The following is a 15,630-nucleotide window of genomic DNA, read 5'->3' as shown; positions in this document are numbered from 1 at the left end:
AACGAAACAACACGAAACCTCAAACACAAGGTATTCGAAATGAAACACAACTTGCAAGCGCCGTCGTTTTCTTCCACCAAGCTGGCTTCGCTGGCCCTTTCGCATGGCAAGCGCACCCGCCTGTGGCGCCTGCTGTATGGCAGCGGTCCGCGCAATGGCAGCCTGCTGGTGCTGCCGCTGGACCAGGGCCTGGAGCACGGCCCGACCGATTTCTTCCCTCACCCGCCGGCGGTCGATCCGAGCTATCAGTTCGAACTCGCCGAAGCCGGCGGCTTTTCGGCCATTGCGCTGGGCATTGGCCTGGCCGAGAAGTACATGACCGAGTACTGCGGCCGCGTGCCGCTGATCCTCAAGCTCAACGGCAAAACCAATATCCCCAGCGATGCGGACGCGACCTCGCCGCTGTTCGCTTCGGTGGAAGACGCCGTGCGCCTGGGCGCGGACGCGGTGGGCTACACCATGTATGTGGGTTCGCCACGCCAGCACGATGAGTTCCGCCAGTTCGAAAAAGTGCGCCAGGACTGCGAACGCTTTGGCATGCCGCTGGTGCTGTGGTCCTATCCGCGCGGCAGCGCCATCAACGGCAAGGGCGGCACCAATACGCTCTATGCGCAGGACTACGCCGCGCGCGTGGCGCTGGAACTGGGCGCGGATATCGTGAAGCTGCATGAACCCAACGACAGCGTAAGCAACGTGCCGTCGCCGTATGACAAGCTGCAGGAAGATGCCGCCGCCCGCTGTGCGCGCGTGGTGCGCTCGGCGGGCCGCACGATGGTGCTGTTCTCCGGTGGCGAGAAGAACGACGACGACGCGGCGGTGCTGCGCAAGGTGGAGTTCTACATGCAGAGCGGTGCCAGCGGCGTGATGTTCGGGCGCAACATGTGGCTGCGTCCGTTCGAGCAGGCCGTGGCGCTGACGCGCCAGGTGCACGACATCATGGCGCGCTACCCGCGCTGAGCCGAGGCGACCCATGCTTCCGGCCCACCATCGCCAGCAGCGGCGCGCCGATCCGGCACGCCGCCATGCATGGAACGTTACCCGCACCGGTTGCGGGTGCTGTGCGCCGCCGATGCTCGGCGGCGGCGGCAAGAATCCGCTGCAGACGGCACCGTCTGCAGGCAGCGAAGCGCTGCGCCTGAGCGAGTTTCAGCCGCGCAGCATGCTGCATGTTCCGGTGACGCAGGTGCAAACGCCCGCGTTCCCGGTGATCGACGTGCACACGCACCTGAGCTGGATGAGCGAAACGCGCAGCGGCGTATCACTGGGCGAGGCGATGACCTACTTCGCCGATCCCGCCGAACTGCTGCCGTTGATGGATCGCAAAGGCATCCGCACCATGGTCAATCTCACCGGCGGCACCGGCCGCGGGCTGGAGGAAACCATCGCGCGTTTCGATGCCGTGGCTCCCGGCCGTTTCCGCACCATGACCGAGCCGTCGTTCGCGCTGTTCGATCAACCCGATTACGCGCGCCTACAGGCCGAGGCCATCGAACATGCGCATCGCGTGGGCGCCGCCGGCCTCAAGCTGCTCAAGACCCTGGGTTTGTACCTTCGCGAAGGCATCGACCAGGGCGAGTTGGTGGGCGTGGACGACGCCCGCTTCGACCCGATGTGGGAGACTTGCGCGGCGCGCCGCATGCCCGTGTTCATCCACACCTCCGACCCGGAAGCGTTCTTTCTCCCGGGCGATAGCACCAACGAGCGTTACGAGGAACTGGCGCGCCATCCGGACTGGTCATTCTACGGCCCGGAGTATCCCAGCCATCGCGACCTGCTCGCCGCACGCGACCGCGTGATCGCACGCCATCCGGGCACGACCTTCGTGCTCATGCACGTAGGCAACCAGGCGGAAGATCTGGCCACCATCGCCGCCTGCATGGATCGCCACCCGAACGTATACGTGGACATCAGTGCCCGCATCAGCGAGCTGGGCCGCCAGCCACGCATGGCGCGGCGCTTCTTCGAGCGCTACCAGGACCGCATCCTGTTCGGCACCGATGCCGTCCCAGCCCCCTACGGCAACGACGTGCCGCAGCAACTGCTGGGCGACGCGCTGTACGAGATCTATTACCGTTTCCTGGAGACAGAGGACGAATACTTCGATTACGCTCCAGCGGCCGTACCGCCGCAGGGCCGCTGGTCGATCTACGGCGTCGGCCTGCCGCACGACATCCTGCGCAAGGTGTATCACGACAACGCCGCTCGATTGCTAGGAATGGACCCATGAACGGACGACGCAAGGCTGCCCCGCTCCCTCCACCGAAGTTACTGGTGGAGGAACGCCGTCGTCGTATCGTCGAACAGGTGAACCAGCAAGGTCGCGTTACGGTGGACGAGTTGGTGGCGCAGTTCGACATTTCCGCCGTGACCATCCGCGCCGACCTGGAAGCGCTCGACCGTGCCGGCGCCATCAGCCGTTCGCACGGCGGCGCCCTGCCCGCTGCGCCCGCCACGCTGGATACGCCGCTCAACATCAAGGAAACCCGCCACCATGCGCAGAAGCGCCGTATCGGCCAGGCGGCTGCACGGCTGATCGAGGACGGCGACACCATCATTCTCGATTCGGGCTCCACCACGGTGGAGATCGCCCGCCAGATCCGCCAGCAGAAATGGACTTCGCTCACGGTGATAACCAACGCGCTCAATATCGCGATGGAACTCTCTTCGCTGCCCAGCGTGCGCGTGATGATGCTGGGCGGGCTACTGCGCCAGACCTCCTACTCGCTGGCCGGCCCGGATGCCGAACAGGCGCTGTCGCGCCTCTCCGCGGACCGCCTGTTCCTTGGCGTGGATGGGTTGGACCCGGAAGTAGGCGTCACCACGCCCGATCCGCTGGAAGCCGCGCTCAACGCGCTGATGATCCGTGTGTCACGCCAGACCGTGGCCGTGCTGGACGCCAGCAAGTTTGGCCAGCGCAGCCTCTCGGTGATCGCGCCGGTAAGCAGCCTGGGCCTGGTCATCAGCGACAGCGCCGCGCCGCCCGAGTACATCGAGGCACTCAACGCCCAGGGTGTGAAGACCCTGCTGGTCTGATCAGCGCGGTACGCGCAAGGCGGAGTCGCGCAAGGCGGCCTCGTGATCCACTTCGTCGTGGTTGGCCATGTCGACGCTGTCCAGCACGCCGTGCGCAGGGTGGCGCATGGCCGTGGGCGGCACGGTGATGTCGGTGTCGTCGCCGTCGGGAACCGCGTCCGTGGAAGATATGGGATGCATCGCGAACTCCTGGAAGTCGCCGGATTCTAGCCAGGTCGCGCCCGAACATAGTCAACCCAATAGTTGACTTTCATTTTCCATCGATAGATATTCAACCTTATGGTTGAGCATATGACACCCGCACTCGACGTGATCTTCCAGGCGCTGACCGATGGCACGCGCCGCGCCATGTTGCGCAGCCTGGCCACAGGGGATCGCAACATCGGCGAACTAGCCGCCCCCTTCGACATGTCGCTCGCCGCCGCCTCCAAGCACGTGAAAGTGCTGGAACGCGCCGGCCTGGTCCGCCGGATGGTGAAGGGGCGCACGCATGTCTGCCGCCTCGAACCCGCCCCGCTGGCCGCCGCCGACGAATGGCTGCGTTTCTACGAGCAGTTCTGGAATCAAAAACTCGACGCTCTCGATGCCTTGCTCAAGGCCGAAGACCAGGCCGCAGGCAAGCACCAACCCAAAGGCACCCTGCGATGACGACTCCCACCGTGCGCACGTTGCACCTCCGCCGGCACTTCGATGCCAGTGCCGAACGGGTCTTCGATGCCTGGCTCGATCCGGCCACGGCGGGTCGCTGGCTGTTTTCCGCGCCAAACGGCGAAATGATCAACGTGGACATCGACGCTCGTCCAGGCGGTCGTTTCCGCTTCGTCGACCGCCGCGACGGCGAGGATGTGGACCACGTCGGCCAATACCTGGAGATCGATCGCCCTCGCCGGCTGGTGTTTACCTTTGGCGTGCCCAAGTACGCCGACGCCACCACGCGCGTCAGCATCGACATCGTCCCGGCGGGCACCGGTTGCAACCTGACCCTGGTACATGAAGAAGTGCTGCCCGAATGGGCCGATGCCACCGCACGGGGCTGGACCGACATCCTCGGGCAGCTCGAAAGCAACGTGCTCGTCCAGCCTCCGCGCCAACGGCTTGCGCCCGATACGATTCGCTTCGAACGCCGGCTACCCGGGACGGCCGAACGCGTATGGTCTTACCTCGTCGATTCGGACAAACGAAGCCAATGGCTCGCCAGCGGCGCCATGGAGCCACGCGCAGGCAGCGAGTTCCAGATGCATTTTCTACATAGCAGCCTTTCGCACACACCGGTGCCACCGCCCGAGCGCTTCAAGGCATACGGCGACGGCGCAACGACCCGCCATCGCGTGCTCGCATGCGAGCCACCGCACAAGCTGGTCATCACCTGGGGCGATCGGTCCGAAGTCACCTTCGAGCTGACCGCCATCCACGGGCAGACCCAATTGACGGTGACGCACCGAAAGCTCGTGCCTGAGGACATCGCGATCACCAGCAGCGGTTGGCACACCCACCTCGATACGCTGATGGATCGTTTGGACGGCCATTTACCGCAACCCTACTGGCCGGTGTTCAGCCACTTGCTGACGCACTACGAGCAGCACTCGTCGGATTGACACCACGCGAGCGACGCAAGTCCGAAGAAAGCCCGCGCCACCGCCGGGCGGCGCCGGATCGTACCAACCGCCCTTCTGCTCCCGTCTTTACTGCCAAAACGCGCCGCGCATAGCCCTCAGGCTTCGCGGTGCTTCTTCACGCCATGCGCACGGCGTGGATGGCAGCGGGCGACTATTCGGTGAACTGCATCACACGCCATCGCATCAAGCTGCATCGTATGTAACCGCATGAACTTGCTTTCCCCTGCTGCAGACGATCTGTCACATAACCGCAGTGTGATGCTGCAGCCGCCACCCGTGCGATGTATCGGTCGACCATCTCGCCGATGGCTCGCAGGCGGCCCGCCGCGCGGCCAAGGCGCTGCGCTCCGACCCATGCCACATTACGAAGGGAGCTCGTCATGAAGTCTCGTTACATGTTGTTTGCGCTGTGCGCACCGGCCATCAGCGCCACCTTGCTATGCGGATGCCTCGCGGGTGTGGCGACACCCGCCAAGGCCGCGACGCTGTCGGCCAACACGGTCACCCGGTCGCTGGTCATCGAGCCCGACCAGGGGCTGACGCCGATCTACAACCTGATTCAATCGGCTACGCGAAGCCTCGACATGACCATGTATGAATTGGTGGATACGCAGGCGCAGGCGCTGCTGTGCCAGGCGGCCGCCAATGGCGTGGCGGTACGCGTGATACTCGACCAGAACCTCGAGTACAACAGCAACCTCAGCGCCTATAACCAGCTCAACAGTTGCGGCGCCAAGGCCGTTTGGGCCTGGACCAAGTACGACGCCACGCACCAGAAGAGCATCGTGGTCGACGGCACCACGGCGGCGATCATGTCGCTCAATCTGACCAGCCGCTATTACTCCACCAGCCGCGACTTTGCGGTGATCGAGAATGATGCATCCGACGTCGCTGCCATCGAAAGCACGTTCAATGCGGACTTCCTGGCACAGGCCATCACGCCGCCGGTGGGCGACGACCTGGTGTGGAGTCCCACCAATGCCAAGACCCAGCTGCTCAACGTGATCAACAACGCGCAGACCAGCCTGCAGGTGGAGAACGAGGAAATGAGCTACAGCACCATCGTCACCGCGCTGGAGAACGCGGCCAAGCGCGGCGTGGCGGTGACCGTGTGCATGACCAACACCAGCAATACGTACGCCACCGAGTTCAATGCGCTGAAGAAGGCCGGCGTGAACATCACCACCTACGCCGCCACCGCGCCGCTATACATCCACGCCAAGGCCATCGTGGCCGATTACGGTACGGCCAATGCGCGCGCGTTCATGGGGTCGGAGAACTTCTCCTCCAACTCGCTCAACTACAACCGCGAGCTGGGCCTGGTAACTACCGACGCCAACCTGCTGACCCAGCTGCATACCACGCTGGCCAGCGACTACGCCGGGGGCACCGCCTGGTAAATACGGCAAGGCCGAGGCGCAGTGCGCCTCGGCCGATCCCGTGGCACGCCCCGGTTACGCGTTACTTCGCGCGAGGACGAAATTCCAGCGGATACGTGTCGCGCGCAGCCATCGGCGGCTTCGGCCCGCAGGCACCACAGGTACTGCAGCCGTCGCTGCAATTGCCGGTGGCAGCCTTGGGTTGCAGGCGCCGCCCCAGCGCACGCAGCCACGCGCGGCGACCGGGTCGATCGACGTGCAACGCAGCGGCGGCGAGCCAACGGTTGCTGAGCTGCGGTGCCAGCTTGCGGAAAGTAATCAGCACGCTGGCCAGCACAGCCACGCCGATGATCACGTATTGCGCGAGCAGCCCGGTATTCATGTCAGCAAGCTGGTGATCTGATAAGTGAGGAACGAGGCCACGTAGGCCACCACGAACATGTAGCCAAAGGAGATGCCCACGTTGCGCCAGGAGTTGGTTTCGCGGCGGATCACCGCCAGCGTGGACATGCACTGCGGGGCAAAGGCAAACCACACCAGCAACGAAAGCGCGCTGGCCAGCGAGAAGTTGGCCGCCAGCGCCTGCGCAAGGCCGGCGCCATCGGCGCCATCACCACCCACCGCATACACCGTCGCCAAGGCGGCCACGGCCGTTTCGCGCGCAGCGAAGGCCGGGATCAGGGACACGCTCATCTGCCAGTTGAAACCCAGCGGCGCAAAGATCACCTGCAAACCACGCCCGATATAGCCGGCAAAGCTGTAATCGATGGCCGGTCCGGTGGCGCCTTCCGGTGCACCGGGGAAACTGGACAGGAACCACATCAGCACGGTCAGCCCCAGGATCACGCCAGTGAGGCGCTTGAGGAAGATCATGCCGCGCTCCCACAGGCCGATCGCCACGTCGCGTACCTTGGGCAAGCGATAGGAGGGCAGTTCCATCAGCAATGCATGTTCGCTGCGATCGCGACGCAGCTTTTTCATCACCCAGCCCACGCCCATCGCGCCAGCGACGCCCGCGGCGTAAAGCGCAAACAGCACCAGGCCCTGCATATTGAAGATGCCCAACACGCGGCGGGTGGGAATGAACGCACCAATGAGCAGCGCATACACCGGCAATCGCGCCGAACAGGTCATCAGCGGCGCCACCAGGATGGTCGCCAGCCGGTCGCGCGGATCGGTGATGCTGCGCGTACCCATGATGCCGGGGATGGCGCAGGCAAAACTGGAAAGCAGCGGAATGAACGAGCGCCCGGTGAGGCCCACCGACACCATCAGGCGATCGAGCAGGAAGGCCGCGCGCGGCAGGTAACCGGACTCTTCCAGCACAAGAATGAAGAAGAACAGCACCAGGATCACCGGCAGGAATCCGATGACGGTGCCGAGGCCGCCGAATACGCCATCCACGATCAGGCTTTGCAGCGGGCCGGCGGGCATCCACTCGGTGGCGTGCTCGCCCAGCCAGCCAAAACCATCGCCGATCAGATCGGTCATCGGCTTGCCGGCGGCGTACACCGCCTGGAACACCAGGAACATCACCACCGCGAGAATGCCCAGCCCGAATACCGGGTGCAACGCCCAGCGATCCAGCGCGTCGTCCAGCTCGGCGGTGGCGCGCGGCATGTGCACGGTGGCGGCCAGCAGCTCGCGCACCTGCGCGTGCAGGTCGGCGCGACTGGCCGGGTCGTCCGGCAACGCTTCCGGGGCTTCGGGCGTCTCGCCATCGACCTGGGCGATCAATGCCTTCACGCCGTCGCGCTTGACGGCCACCGTCTCCACCACGGGCATGCCCAGGCGGCGCGATAGTTCGACAACGTCGATGACCACGCCACGACGACGCGCGGCATCCATCATGTTCAACGCCAGCACCACCGGGCGGCCCAGTCGCTTTACCTCCAGCACGAAGCGCAGATGGAGGCGCAGGTTGGTGGCGTCGGCCACGCACACGACCAGATCCGGCGCAGCCTCGCCCGGATAGTTGCCTTCCAGCACATCGCGGGTGATCTGCTCGTCCGGGCTGGTGGCATCGAAGCTGTAGGTGCCTGGCAGATCCAGCACCTGCAGCACGCGACCGGAGGGCGCGGTGAAGCGGCCTTCTTTGCGCTCGACGGTAACACCGGCGTAGTTGGCCACCTTCTGGCGGCCGCCGGTAAGCTGGTTGAACAGCGCCGTCTTGCCGCAGTTGGGGTTGCCCACCAGGGCGATGCGCAACGTACCGGCGCTCATGCGGCGACCTCCTGTGTCACCAGCACCCGTGCGGCCTCGGCGCGACGCAGCGCAAAGCGGGTCGAGCCAATCTGGATCAGTAACGGGTCGGCACCCAGCGGCCCCACGGCAACCAGCCGGACCGGCTCACCCGCCACGAAGCCCAGATCGCGCAAGCGCTGCGCAATCGGGTCGGAAGCATGAGCATCGTCCACTCGGTCCACCACGGCAGTTGCCCCTTTCGGCAGGTCGGACAGGCGCACTGGTCACCAACTCAAATAAGAATGGTTCGCATTGTACATTAGTCGCGCGCGGACTGCAGCGCGGTCTCATGCCGCGCCGGCCGGGCCCGTCCCATGCAACACGCAAGAAACTGCCCTCGCCGTCACCGCGTGACGACTTGCAAGTTGCCAAGGTTGCCCCGATAGGCATGAGAAGGGGCCGCTTCCCCAAAGGGACGGTTTGAACAGGCCCTCGCCTTCGCGCAAGCGAGTGGCGATGGCCAGCCAGGCGTTCAAGCCATCCCCAGGCGGCCCACCCCACTTCGCTCGATGAGGTCCACATGGCTTTGCTCGCCCGACACGCCGCAGGGCTGCGGCTGGAACGTATGCAGGCATCCGCGCAATATGCCGGCGACGGTTTCGTCAACACGTATCCATCCAGCACACCGCGCGTGACCGACGATCGGCCCTCCCTGGTCGATTTCGTCTTTCGCGGCGAAGGCCGCACGCCATCCAAGCCGCTGCCGTCGTTCGATCCACGGCCAAACTGGGTGCTCCCCAGTGAAACCGGGCTGCGCGCCACCTGGCTGGGTCACTCCACCGTGCTGCTGGAAATCGACGGCGTGCGCGTGCTCACTGATCCCGTTTGGGGACAGCGCGCCTCGCCGTTCTCCTTTCTCGGGCCCAAGCGCTTCCAGCCAGTGCCGGTGGATATCGCCCAGCTACCTCCGCTGGACGCCGTGCTGATCTCGCACGATCACTACGATCACCTGGATTACCCCACCATTCGCGCGCTCGCCAAACTGCGTGTGCCCTTCATTACCTCGCTTGGCGTGGGCGTGCACCTGGAGGCCTGGGGTGTGCCACCGGAGCGCATTACCGAGCTGGACTGGTGGGAAAGCGTCACGCTCCCACGCGGGCTCACCCTCACCGCCGCGCCTTCGCATCACTTCTCCGGGCGCAGCCTGCGCGATCGCAACGCCACGCTGTGGTCCTCCTTCGCCTTGCGCAGCGAGCACCACGCGGTGTTCTTCAGCGGCGACACCGGACTCTCGCCGCACTTCGAAGAGATCGGCCGGCGACTGGGGCCGTTCGATCTGGTGATGCTGGAAGTGGGCGCATTCCATCCCTCCTGGGGCAGCGTGCATCTGGGTCCGGATAACGCCCTCGCCGCCTGGCGCCAGTTGGGCAGCGGCCGCCTGTTGCCCGTGCACTGGGGCACGTTCAATCTGGCCCTGCATCCCTGGCAGGAGCCCGCCGAAGTGCTGCTCGCCAAGGCGCCGGAAGGCTTGGTGATGCCACGCCTCGGCGAGCCGGTGGAACCCGAGCGCGTGGACACGGTGCTGCCCTGGTGGCGCGATGTCGCGCCCGGGCACTGGCAGGGTTCGGCCCTGGAGGCCGCGGAGTTCCTGGTGCTGCCGGCCAAGGACTGAGCGCCATTCAGGCGGAGCGCTAAGATGTGGCGCTTCACCAGGAGCCCCGCATGACCGCCAGCATCCACCTCGCCGACCAGGCCGGCATTCGTCGCATCACGCTTAATCGCCCGCAGGTGCACAACGCGTTCGACGACACGCTGATCGCCGAACTCACCACCGCGCTGGAACAGGCGGGAGCCGATGAGACCGTCCGCGCGGTGGTGCTTACCGGCGAAGGCGCCAGCTTCTCGGCAGGCGCCGACCTGAACTGGATGCGCGGCATGGCCAGCGCCAGCGAAGCAGCGAACCGCGAAGACTCCCTGCGCCTGGCCAAGCTCATGCGCACCCTGCAATACCTGCCCAAGCCCACCATCGCCCGGGTCAACGGCGCCGCTTATGGCGGCGGCGTGGGCTTGGTCGCCTGTTGCGACATCGCCATCGGCGTGGACACCGCGCGCTTTGGCCTCACGGAGGTAAAGCTGGGCTTGGTGCCGGCGGTCATTTCGCCGTACGTCATCCACGCCATGGGCCTGCGCCAGGCGCGGCGCTTGTTCCTCACCGGCGAACTATTCGACGCCCCCACCGCGCTCGCCATCGGCCTGCTGCATGAATGCGTGGCGTCGGAGCAACTGGACGAAGCCGTCGACGCGACGCTCGCCCTGCTCGCCAAGGCCGGCCCGCTGGCGCAGGCGCAAGCCAAGCAACTCGCGCTGCGCGTGGCCGGTGCCGATCCCGCGCAGGCTGAGCGGCTGGATCAGGACAACGCCGCCCTGATCGCCCGCCTGCGCGTATCCCCCGAAGGCCAGGAAGGACTCTCCGCGTTTCTCAACAAGCGCGCCCCCGCCTGGTGCACGCGAGACTGACAAACCGCGCGGAATACTTCGTTACGTCCTTCATCGCCAAGGAAAGCAACATGATCGATCACGCAGGTCTGCATGTATCCGGCTACGAACGCAGCCGCGATTTCTACCGCAAGGTGCTGGCGACGCTGGGCGCCAGCCTGGTGATGGAAATCACCGCCGAACAGACTGGCGACGGCGCGCATGCCGGTTTCGGTACCGACGGCAAGCCCAGCTTCTGGATCGGCACCTCGCAGCACGGCAGCATCGCCGGGTCCGTGCACATTGCCTTTACCGCAGGCAGCCGCGCGGCCGTGGATGCCTTCCACGCCGCGGCGCTCGCGGCAGGCGGCAAGGACAACGGCGCGCCCGGATTGCGTCCGCACTATCACGCGCAGTACTACGGTGCCTTCGTGCTCGATCCGGATGGGTACAACATCGAGGCAGTCTGTCACCGGCCGGAGTAAGCCCGCGCAACCGGGCCCAGTAGTTTCGGCACGGGTCAGTCCGCCTTTCGGCGCGTATGCTCCGCGCCGTCTCCCAGGAAGTCATGCCATGAAGCATCCGATCATCAATATCGCCGATATCGAGTTGCAGCCTTACCCGGAAGCCAGCCGCCCCACCGGCGGCGCGGCCGACCGCTTCGAGGCACGCATGGGCCGCTTTTCCAGTCAGCTCGGCGCGACCAAACTCGGCTACAACATCACCGCCGTGCCACCCGGTAAACGCGCGTTTCCGTTTCATTGCCATCACTTCAACGAAGAAATGTTTTTCATCCTGCAGGGGGAAGGCGAACTGCGTTATGGCGAGGAGCGCCATCGCATTCGCGCCGGCGATGTCATCGCCTGTCCGCCCGGCGGCCCCGAGCGCGCGCACCAGATCATCAATACCGGCCTGCTGGAGATGCGCTACCTCTCGGTAAGCACCAAGGAAACGCCGGAGATCTGCGAATACCCGGATACCGGCAAGTACGCTGTCATGGCCGAGTTCCAGCACAGCGAGGACGGCAGCACGCAAGGTTTCCGTATCATCAGCAAGCCGGACATGACGGTGGGCTACTGGGACGAGGAGTAATAGCCCGCCGGCCACTGAAACGCGCATTTTTGCTGCGCCGCGCATCGGCGGCGGCGCGGCGATCTGCTAGGTTTAGCGACTTCGCCCAACCCCGGATGCCGCATGTTCGAGCGCGTACTCATTGCCAACCGTGGCGAGATCGCCTGCCGCGTGATCCGCACCTGCCGACGCCTGGGCATCCACACCATTGCCGTGTATTCGGAAGCGGACGCCAGCGCCCAGCACGTGCGCCTGGCCGATGAAGCATGGCCGATCGGCGGCCCTCGTCCGACCGAATCGTATCTACGCGGCGAGGTGATTCTCGACGTGGCCCGGCGCAGCGGCGCACAGGCCATTCATCCGGGTTACGGCTTCCTTTCGGAGAACACCGCCTTTGCGCGTGCCTGCACCGAAGCGGGCATCGCCTTTATCGGCCCGCGCCCGGAAAGCATCGACGCCATGGGTTCCAAGGCGGCGGCCAAGGCGCTGATGGAACAGCACGCGGTACCACTGGTGCCCGGCTATCACGGCGCCGACCAGGCACCCGACACCCTGGCCGAACAGGCACGCCGCACCGGCTTCCCGCTGATGATCAAGGCGGCATCGGGCGGTGGTGGCAAGGGCATGCGCATCGTGCGTAGCGAAACGGAGTTTGCCGACGCCCTGGCCTCCGCGCAGCGCGAGGCGGCCAGCGCCTTCGGCGACACGCGCGTGATCCTGGAGCGCTACGTCGAACATCCGCGCCATATCGAATTTCAGGTATTTGGCGATACGCAGGGCAACGTCATCCATCTCAACGAGCGGGAATGCTCGGCCCAGCGTCGCTACCAGAAGGTGCTGGAGGAAACGCCCTCGCCCTTCCTCGACACCGCACGTCGCACCGCCATGGGCGCCGCTGCCGTGGCCGCCGCCAAAGCAGTGAACTATGTCGGCGCGGGCACGGTGGAATTCATCGTCGGCCAGGATGGCGAGTTCTTCTTCATGGAGATGAACACGCGCCTGCAAGTGGAACACCCGGTTACCGAGGAAACCCTGGGACTGGACCTGGTCGAATGGCAACTGCGCGTCGCGGCTGGCGAACCCTTGCCGCTGGCACAGGATCAGATCCACGCGCGCGGCCATGCAATTGAAGTGCGCTTGTACGCCGAAGACCCCGACCAGAACTTTCTGCCAGGCTCGGGCAAGCTCCTCAAGCTGCGACTGCCAACGCCATCGCGCCACGTGCGCCTGGACGGCGGCGTGATCGAAGGCGACACCGTTACCATTTTCTACGACCCCATGATCGCCAAGCTGATCGTGTGGGATACCGATCGGCCCCAGGCACTGCAGCGCCTGCGCGATGCGCTGATGCAATGCGAGATCGTGGGGCCGAAATCCAACATTGCTTTCCTCGAACGTCTCGCGCGCCACCCAGTCGTGGTCGATGGCCGCATCGACACCGGCTACCTCGATCGCCATCTCAACGAATTCCTCGCCGGCGACGCGCCTCCCGCGGACCGCATGCTGTTCGCCGCCACCGTGGCCGCGCTGCTTAACGACGAGAAAGCAGCCGCCGTACCGCCGACCGGCAGCAGCGATCCGCATTCGCCGTGGTCGCAGGCCGATGCCTGGCGCGTGGGCCATGCCGGCAAGCGCATCGTGGCGCTGTCGCTGCATGGTCAGCGTTACGAAGTAGAAGCACACGGCTATGCCGGCAACTACACCTTGAACCATGGCCATGACAGCGTGAACGTCAGCGGCGCTCGCCTGGAAAGCGAGGCGCTGAGTGCCCGCTTCGATGGCCAATCCCAACGCGTACCCGTTCGCAGCGATGCCGCCCGCGTCACCGTGCACGACGATGCCGGCCACCGTTACGCCTTCGAGCGCGCAGCGGCCTTTGCCTGGCAGTCCAAGGAAGGCGCTGGCGGCAACCAGATCGTGGCGCCCATGCCAGGGCGCATCGTGCTGGTGAAGGCCCAGGCCGGTGATACCGTGGAAGAAGGCCAGGAACTGTTGGTCATGGAGGCCATGAAGATGGAGCTGGCACTCAAGGCACCACGCGCCGGAACCATCGACAGCATCGCCGCCATCCAAGGTGACTTCGTCGAGGCCGACGCCGTGCTCGTGCGCTTTCGCGACTGATCCTCGTGCTGCCAGGCAGCGTCATGCGGCGCTGCCCGGCATACGGCCAGCGTCCGCTCGATCGGCACACCAACACCGCACGCCCCACTCCCGCGCCTTCCTTGAGGGGATCGCGCTATGCTCGGCACCTATGAACACCAGCAACCATGTCCGCATCGTCGAAGTCGGCGCCCGCGACGGCCTGCAGAACGAAAAGACCCTGCTGCCGACCGACGTGAAGATCGCCCTGATCGATCGCCTCTCCAGCACCGGCCTCAAAAGCATCGAAGCCACCAGCTTCGTCAGCCCCAAGTGGGTGCCGCAGATGGCCGATGCGGCCGAGGTGTATCTAGGCATCCGTAAGCTTCCGGGGGTGAGCTATCCCGTACTGGTGCCCAACGAACAAGGCTATGAACGCGCACGCGCCGTGGGCGTGAGCGAAGTGGCGGTGTTCAGCGCAGCCTCTGAAGCATTCAACCAGAAGAACATCAATGCCTCGATCGACGAATCGATCGAACGCTTCCGCCCCGTGCTCGAGCGCGCCAGGGCCGACGGCGTAAAGGTGCGTGGTTACGTCTCCACCGTGCTGGGCTGTCCCTATCAGGGCGAGGTGCCCGTGGCCGATGTGGTGCGCGTGGCCCAGCGCCTGCACGCCCTGGGTTGCTACGAAATCTCGCTGGGCGACACTATTGGCGTAGGCACGCCGGCCAAGGCGCGCGCGATGCTGCACGCCGTGGCGCAGGAAGTGCCGATGAACGCGCTGGCGGTGCATTTTCACGATACCTACGGGCAGGCGCTGGCCAACATCCTGAGCTGTATCGAGGAAGGCGTGCGCGTAGTCGACAGCGCGGTGTCCGGCACGGGCGGCTGCCCCTATGCCAAGGGTGCGACCGGCAACGTGGCCAGCGAAGATGTGGTGTACATGCTGCACGGCATGGGCATGCACACCGGCATTGACCTGGACATCCTCATCGCCACCGGAGCGTGGCTATCCGGACAGCTACACAAAGAAACCGCGAGCCGCGTAACCCGGGCGCGCACCGCCACCTGATCCGCGCGTCTTCGCCGCTGAGACGCGCTGCCGGCATGCTGGCTACCCGCTAAAGCGCGCCTATCCACCATGGATGATCCCTTCCAGCCACCGCGTTTCGCCGAGAAAGGGCGCGCCTATGTGTATGTGCTGCCCTGCCGCGACGAAGACTTACTCAAGATCGGATTTTCGCGCACGCCATTGCAACGCTTCCACACGCTGCACCGACGCTTCTATGCGTTCTTCGATCTGGAGCGCGGCCTGCTGATCGAAACCGAACGCACCGCCCAGGCACGACGCATCGAACGACGTTTCCACACCACCTGGGCGGACCAGCGTGCGCCTGCGCCACTGGTGGTGCGCGCTGCCGCCGCGGGCGACACCGAATGGTATCGGGGCATCGACGCCCAAGTGACCGCACTCGCCCGCCAGATCGCCCACGAAGACGGCCTGCCGCTGCACGAACCCCTGCGGCCCTGGCTGGCCAGCCAACTCACACCGCCGGCCAATGCCCTGTACGACTGGAGCGAACGCATGCTCGCCGCGGCTCAACTCGAACGCGCCTGCAGCCCCGGAGCGGCATCCGGCCCGGTGGAACGCGCCCTGCTGGATGCCTTGGCACTATGCGAAGGCGTGGGGTTGGATCTGGGGCCTCGCCTCCCATCCTCGGTGCTTCAGTGGTACCGCTTTGGCCCGCATCGGGCGCTGTTCGGCCACTGAGCCACCTTAGTTTCGTCCTCGT

17 protein-coding genes are annotated in these 15,630 nt (G+C 65.3%); 13 read left to right on the top strand and 4 right to left on the bottom strand.

Annotated features, from left to right (window positions below):
- Nucleotides 1-39 precede the first annotated feature (39 nt).
- Genes JHD67_RS00390 through agaR form a run of 3 tightly spaced genes read left to right on the top strand, consistent with a single transcriptional unit; the run spans nucleotide 40 to nucleotide 3,033 of the window.
- Entirely contained in the window at nucleotides 40-957 is a 918-nt protein-coding gene (locus JHD67_RS00390) for a fructose-bisphosphate aldolase (protein ID WP_199096207.1), read from the top strand.
- A 13-nt stretch (nucleotides 958-970) separates the two neighbouring features.
- Nucleotides 971-2,227: an amidohydrolase family protein gene (locus JHD67_RS00385; protein WP_233171533.1), complete on the top strand. Its 1,257-nt coding sequence runs from the start codon at nucleotides 971-973 to the stop codon at nucleotides 2,225-2,227.
- Nucleotides 2,224-3,033: a transcriptional repressor AgaR gene (gene agaR / locus JHD67_RS00380; protein ID WP_199096205.1), complete on the top strand. Its 810-nt coding sequence runs from the start codon at nucleotides 2,224-2,226 to the stop codon at nucleotides 3,031-3,033. Before JHD67_RS00385 ends, agaR begins: the two co-directional genes overlap by 4 nt.
- On the opposite strand, the gene JHD67_RS00375 is transcribed toward agaR, so the two are convergent.
- Nucleotides 3,034-3,213, bottom strand: coding sequence for a hypothetical protein (locus JHD67_RS00375; RefSeq protein ID WP_199096203.1), 180 nt, complete (start codon nucleotides 3,211-3,213; stop codon nucleotides 3,034-3,036).
- A gap of 111 nt (nucleotides 3,214-3,324) precedes the next feature.
- On the opposite strand from JHD67_RS00375, the gene JHD67_RS00370 reads away from it, so the two are divergent.
- From JHD67_RS00370 to JHD67_RS00360, 3 genes are all read left to right on the top strand, one after another.
- Nucleotides 3,325-3,681 carry a metalloregulator ArsR/SmtB family transcription factor gene (locus JHD67_RS00370; protein WP_233171532.1) on the top strand — a complete coding sequence of 119 codons (357 nt, stop codon included), beginning with the start codon at nucleotides 3,325-3,327 and terminating at the stop codon, nucleotides 3,679-3,681.
- Nucleotides 3,678-4,628 (top strand): SRPBCC domain-containing protein, encoded by a 951-nt coding sequence (locus JHD67_RS00365; RefSeq protein ID WP_199096199.1) that lies wholly within the window; start codon nucleotides 3,678-3,680, stop codon nucleotides 4,626-4,628. Before JHD67_RS00370 ends, JHD67_RS00365 begins: the two co-directional genes overlap by 4 nt.
- 401 nt (nucleotides 4,629-5,029) lie before the next feature.
- Nucleotides 5,030-6,049 (top strand): phospholipase D-like domain-containing protein, encoded by a 1,020-nt coding sequence (locus tag JHD67_RS00360; protein ID WP_199096197.1) that lies wholly within the window; start codon nucleotides 5,030-5,032, stop codon nucleotides 6,047-6,049.
- Between the two features lie 61 nt (nucleotides 6,050-6,110).
- Here the strand turns inward: JHD67_RS00360 and JHD67_RS00355 are convergent, their stop codons facing one another.
- The 3 genes from JHD67_RS00355 to JHD67_RS00345 are packed head-to-tail and all read right to left on the bottom strand — an operon-like array spanning nucleotide 6,111 to nucleotide 8,493.
- Nucleotides 6,111-6,410 carry a DUF6587 family protein gene (locus JHD67_RS00355; protein WP_199096195.1) on the bottom strand — a complete coding sequence of 100 codons (300 nt, stop codon included), beginning with the start codon at nucleotides 6,408-6,410 and terminating at the stop codon, nucleotides 6,111-6,113.
- Complete coding sequence (locus tag JHD67_RS00350) at nucleotides 6,407-8,251, bottom strand: ferrous iron transporter B (RefSeq protein WP_199096193.1); 1,845 nt, start codon at nucleotides 8,249-8,251, stop codon at nucleotides 6,407-6,409. Before JHD67_RS00350 ends, JHD67_RS00355 begins: the two co-directional genes overlap by 4 nt.
- Nucleotides 8,248-8,493 carry a FeoA family protein gene (locus JHD67_RS00345; protein ID WP_199096191.1) on the bottom strand — a complete coding sequence of 82 codons (246 nt, stop codon included), beginning with the start codon at nucleotides 8,491-8,493 and terminating at the stop codon, nucleotides 8,248-8,250. The genes JHD67_RS00350 and JHD67_RS00345 overlap by 4 nt, the downstream gene beginning before the upstream one ends.
- A 299-nt stretch (nucleotides 8,494-8,792) precedes the next feature.
- On the opposite strand from JHD67_RS00345, the gene JHD67_RS00340 reads away from it, so the two are divergent.
- From JHD67_RS00340 to JHD67_RS00310, 7 genes are all read left to right on the top strand, one after another.
- Nucleotides 8,793-9,884 carry an MBL fold metallo-hydrolase gene (locus tag JHD67_RS00340; RefSeq protein WP_233171531.1) on the top strand — a complete coding sequence of 364 codons (1,092 nt, stop codon included), beginning with the start codon at nucleotides 8,793-8,795 and terminating at the stop codon, nucleotides 9,882-9,884.
- 50 nt (nucleotides 9,885-9,934) lie between these two features.
- Complete coding sequence (locus JHD67_RS00335) at nucleotides 9,935-10,729, top strand: enoyl-CoA hydratase/isomerase family protein (protein ID WP_199096189.1); 795 nt, start codon at nucleotides 9,935-9,937, stop codon at nucleotides 10,727-10,729.
- A gap of 50 nt (nucleotides 10,730-10,779) precedes the next feature.
- On the top strand, nucleotides 10,780-11,172 hold the full coding sequence (locus JHD67_RS00330) for a VOC family protein (RefSeq protein WP_199096187.1): 393 nt from the start codon (nucleotides 10,780-10,782) through the stop codon (nucleotides 11,170-11,172).
- An 88-nt stretch (nucleotides 11,173-11,260) separates the two neighbouring features.
- Nucleotides 11,261-11,779, top strand: a complete 519-nt coding sequence (locus JHD67_RS00325; RefSeq protein ID WP_199096185.1) for a cupin domain-containing protein — start codon at nucleotides 11,261-11,263, stop codon at nucleotides 11,777-11,779.
- A 102-nt stretch (nucleotides 11,780-11,881) separates the two neighbouring features.
- Nucleotides 11,882-13,879, top strand: a complete 1,998-nt coding sequence (locus JHD67_RS00320; protein ID WP_199096182.1) for a biotin carboxylase N-terminal domain-containing protein — start codon at nucleotides 11,882-11,884, stop codon at nucleotides 13,877-13,879.
- A 130-nt stretch (nucleotides 13,880-14,009) separates the two neighbouring features.
- On the top strand, nucleotides 14,010-14,909 hold the full coding sequence (locus tag JHD67_RS00315) for a hydroxymethylglutaryl-CoA lyase (RefSeq protein WP_199096180.1): 900 nt from the start codon (nucleotides 14,010-14,012) through the stop codon (nucleotides 14,907-14,909).
- 69 nt (nucleotides 14,910-14,978) lie between these two features.
- The gene (locus tag JHD67_RS00310) at nucleotides 14,979-15,608 is read left to right on the top strand and encodes a GIY-YIG nuclease family protein (protein WP_199096178.1); all 630 of its coding nucleotides are present in this window, start codon (nucleotides 14,979-14,981) and stop codon (nucleotides 15,606-15,608) included.
- Nucleotides 15,609-15,630 lie beyond the last annotated feature (22 nt).

The organism is Dyella sp. ASV21 (assembly GCF_016428975.1).
In the GTDB taxonomy this organism is placed as follows: Bacteria; Pseudomonadota; Gammaproteobacteria; order Xanthomonadales; family Rhodanobacteraceae; genus Dyella.
Note: the sequence above shows the minus strand (reverse complement) of the source record. Positions and strands in the feature narration are given on the sequence as shown.

Bases quoted from the DNA above. Each gene is read 5' to 3' on its own strand.
- JHD67_RS00385 (WP_233171533.1), top strand. From the start codon at position 971: ATGCTTCCGGCCCACCATCGCCAGCAGCGGCGCGCCGATCCGGCACGC.
- JHD67_RS00340 (WP_233171531.1), top strand. From the start codon at position 8,793: ATGGCTTTGCTCGCCCGACACGCCGCAGGGCTGCGGCTGGAACGTATG.
- JHD67_RS00350 (WP_199096193.1), bottom strand. From the start codon at position 8,251: ATGAGCGCCGGTACGTTGCGCATCGCCCTGGTGGGCAACCCCAACTGC.
- JHD67_RS00315 (WP_199096180.1), top strand. From the start codon at position 14,010: ATGAACACCAGCAACCATGTCCGCATCGTCGAAGTCGGCGCCCGCGAC.
- JHD67_RS00335 (WP_199096189.1), top strand. From the start codon at position 9,935: ATGACCGCCAGCATCCACCTCGCCGACCAGGCCGGCATTCGTCGCATC.
- JHD67_RS00355 (WP_199096195.1), bottom strand. From the start codon at position 6,410: ATGAATACCGGGCTGCTCGCGCAATACGTGATCATCGGCGTGGCTGTG.
- JHD67_RS00375 (WP_199096203.1), bottom strand. From the start codon at position 3,213: ATGCATCCCATATCTTCCACGGACGCGGTTCCCGACGGCGACGACACC.
- JHD67_RS00365 (WP_199096199.1), top strand. From the start codon at position 3,678: ATGACGACTCCCACCGTGCGCACGTTGCACCTCCGCCGGCACTTCGAT.
- JHD67_RS00330 (WP_199096187.1), top strand. From the start codon at position 10,780: ATGATCGATCACGCAGGTCTGCATGTATCCGGCTACGAACGCAGCCGC.
- JHD67_RS00360 (WP_199096197.1), top strand. From the start codon at position 5,030: ATGAAGTCTCGTTACATGTTGTTTGCGCTGTGCGCACCGGCCATCAGC.
- JHD67_RS00390 (WP_199096207.1), top strand. From the start codon at position 40: ATGAAACACAACTTGCAAGCGCCGTCGTTTTCTTCCACCAAGCTGGCT.
- JHD67_RS00325 (WP_199096185.1), top strand. From the start codon at position 11,261: ATGAAGCATCCGATCATCAATATCGCCGATATCGAGTTGCAGCCTTAC.
- JHD67_RS00370 (WP_233171532.1), top strand. From the start codon at position 3,325: ATGACACCCGCACTCGACGTGATCTTCCAGGCGCTGACCGATGGCACG.
- agaR (WP_199096205.1), top strand. From the start codon at position 2,224: ATGAACGGACGACGCAAGGCTGCCCCGCTCCCTCCACCGAAGTTACTG.
- JHD67_RS00310 (WP_199096178.1), top strand. From the start codon at position 14,979: ATGGATGATCCCTTCCAGCCACCGCGTTTCGCCGAGAAAGGGCGCGCC.
- JHD67_RS00320 (WP_199096182.1), top strand. From the start codon at position 11,882: ATGTTCGAGCGCGTACTCATTGCCAACCGTGGCGAGATCGCCTGCCGC.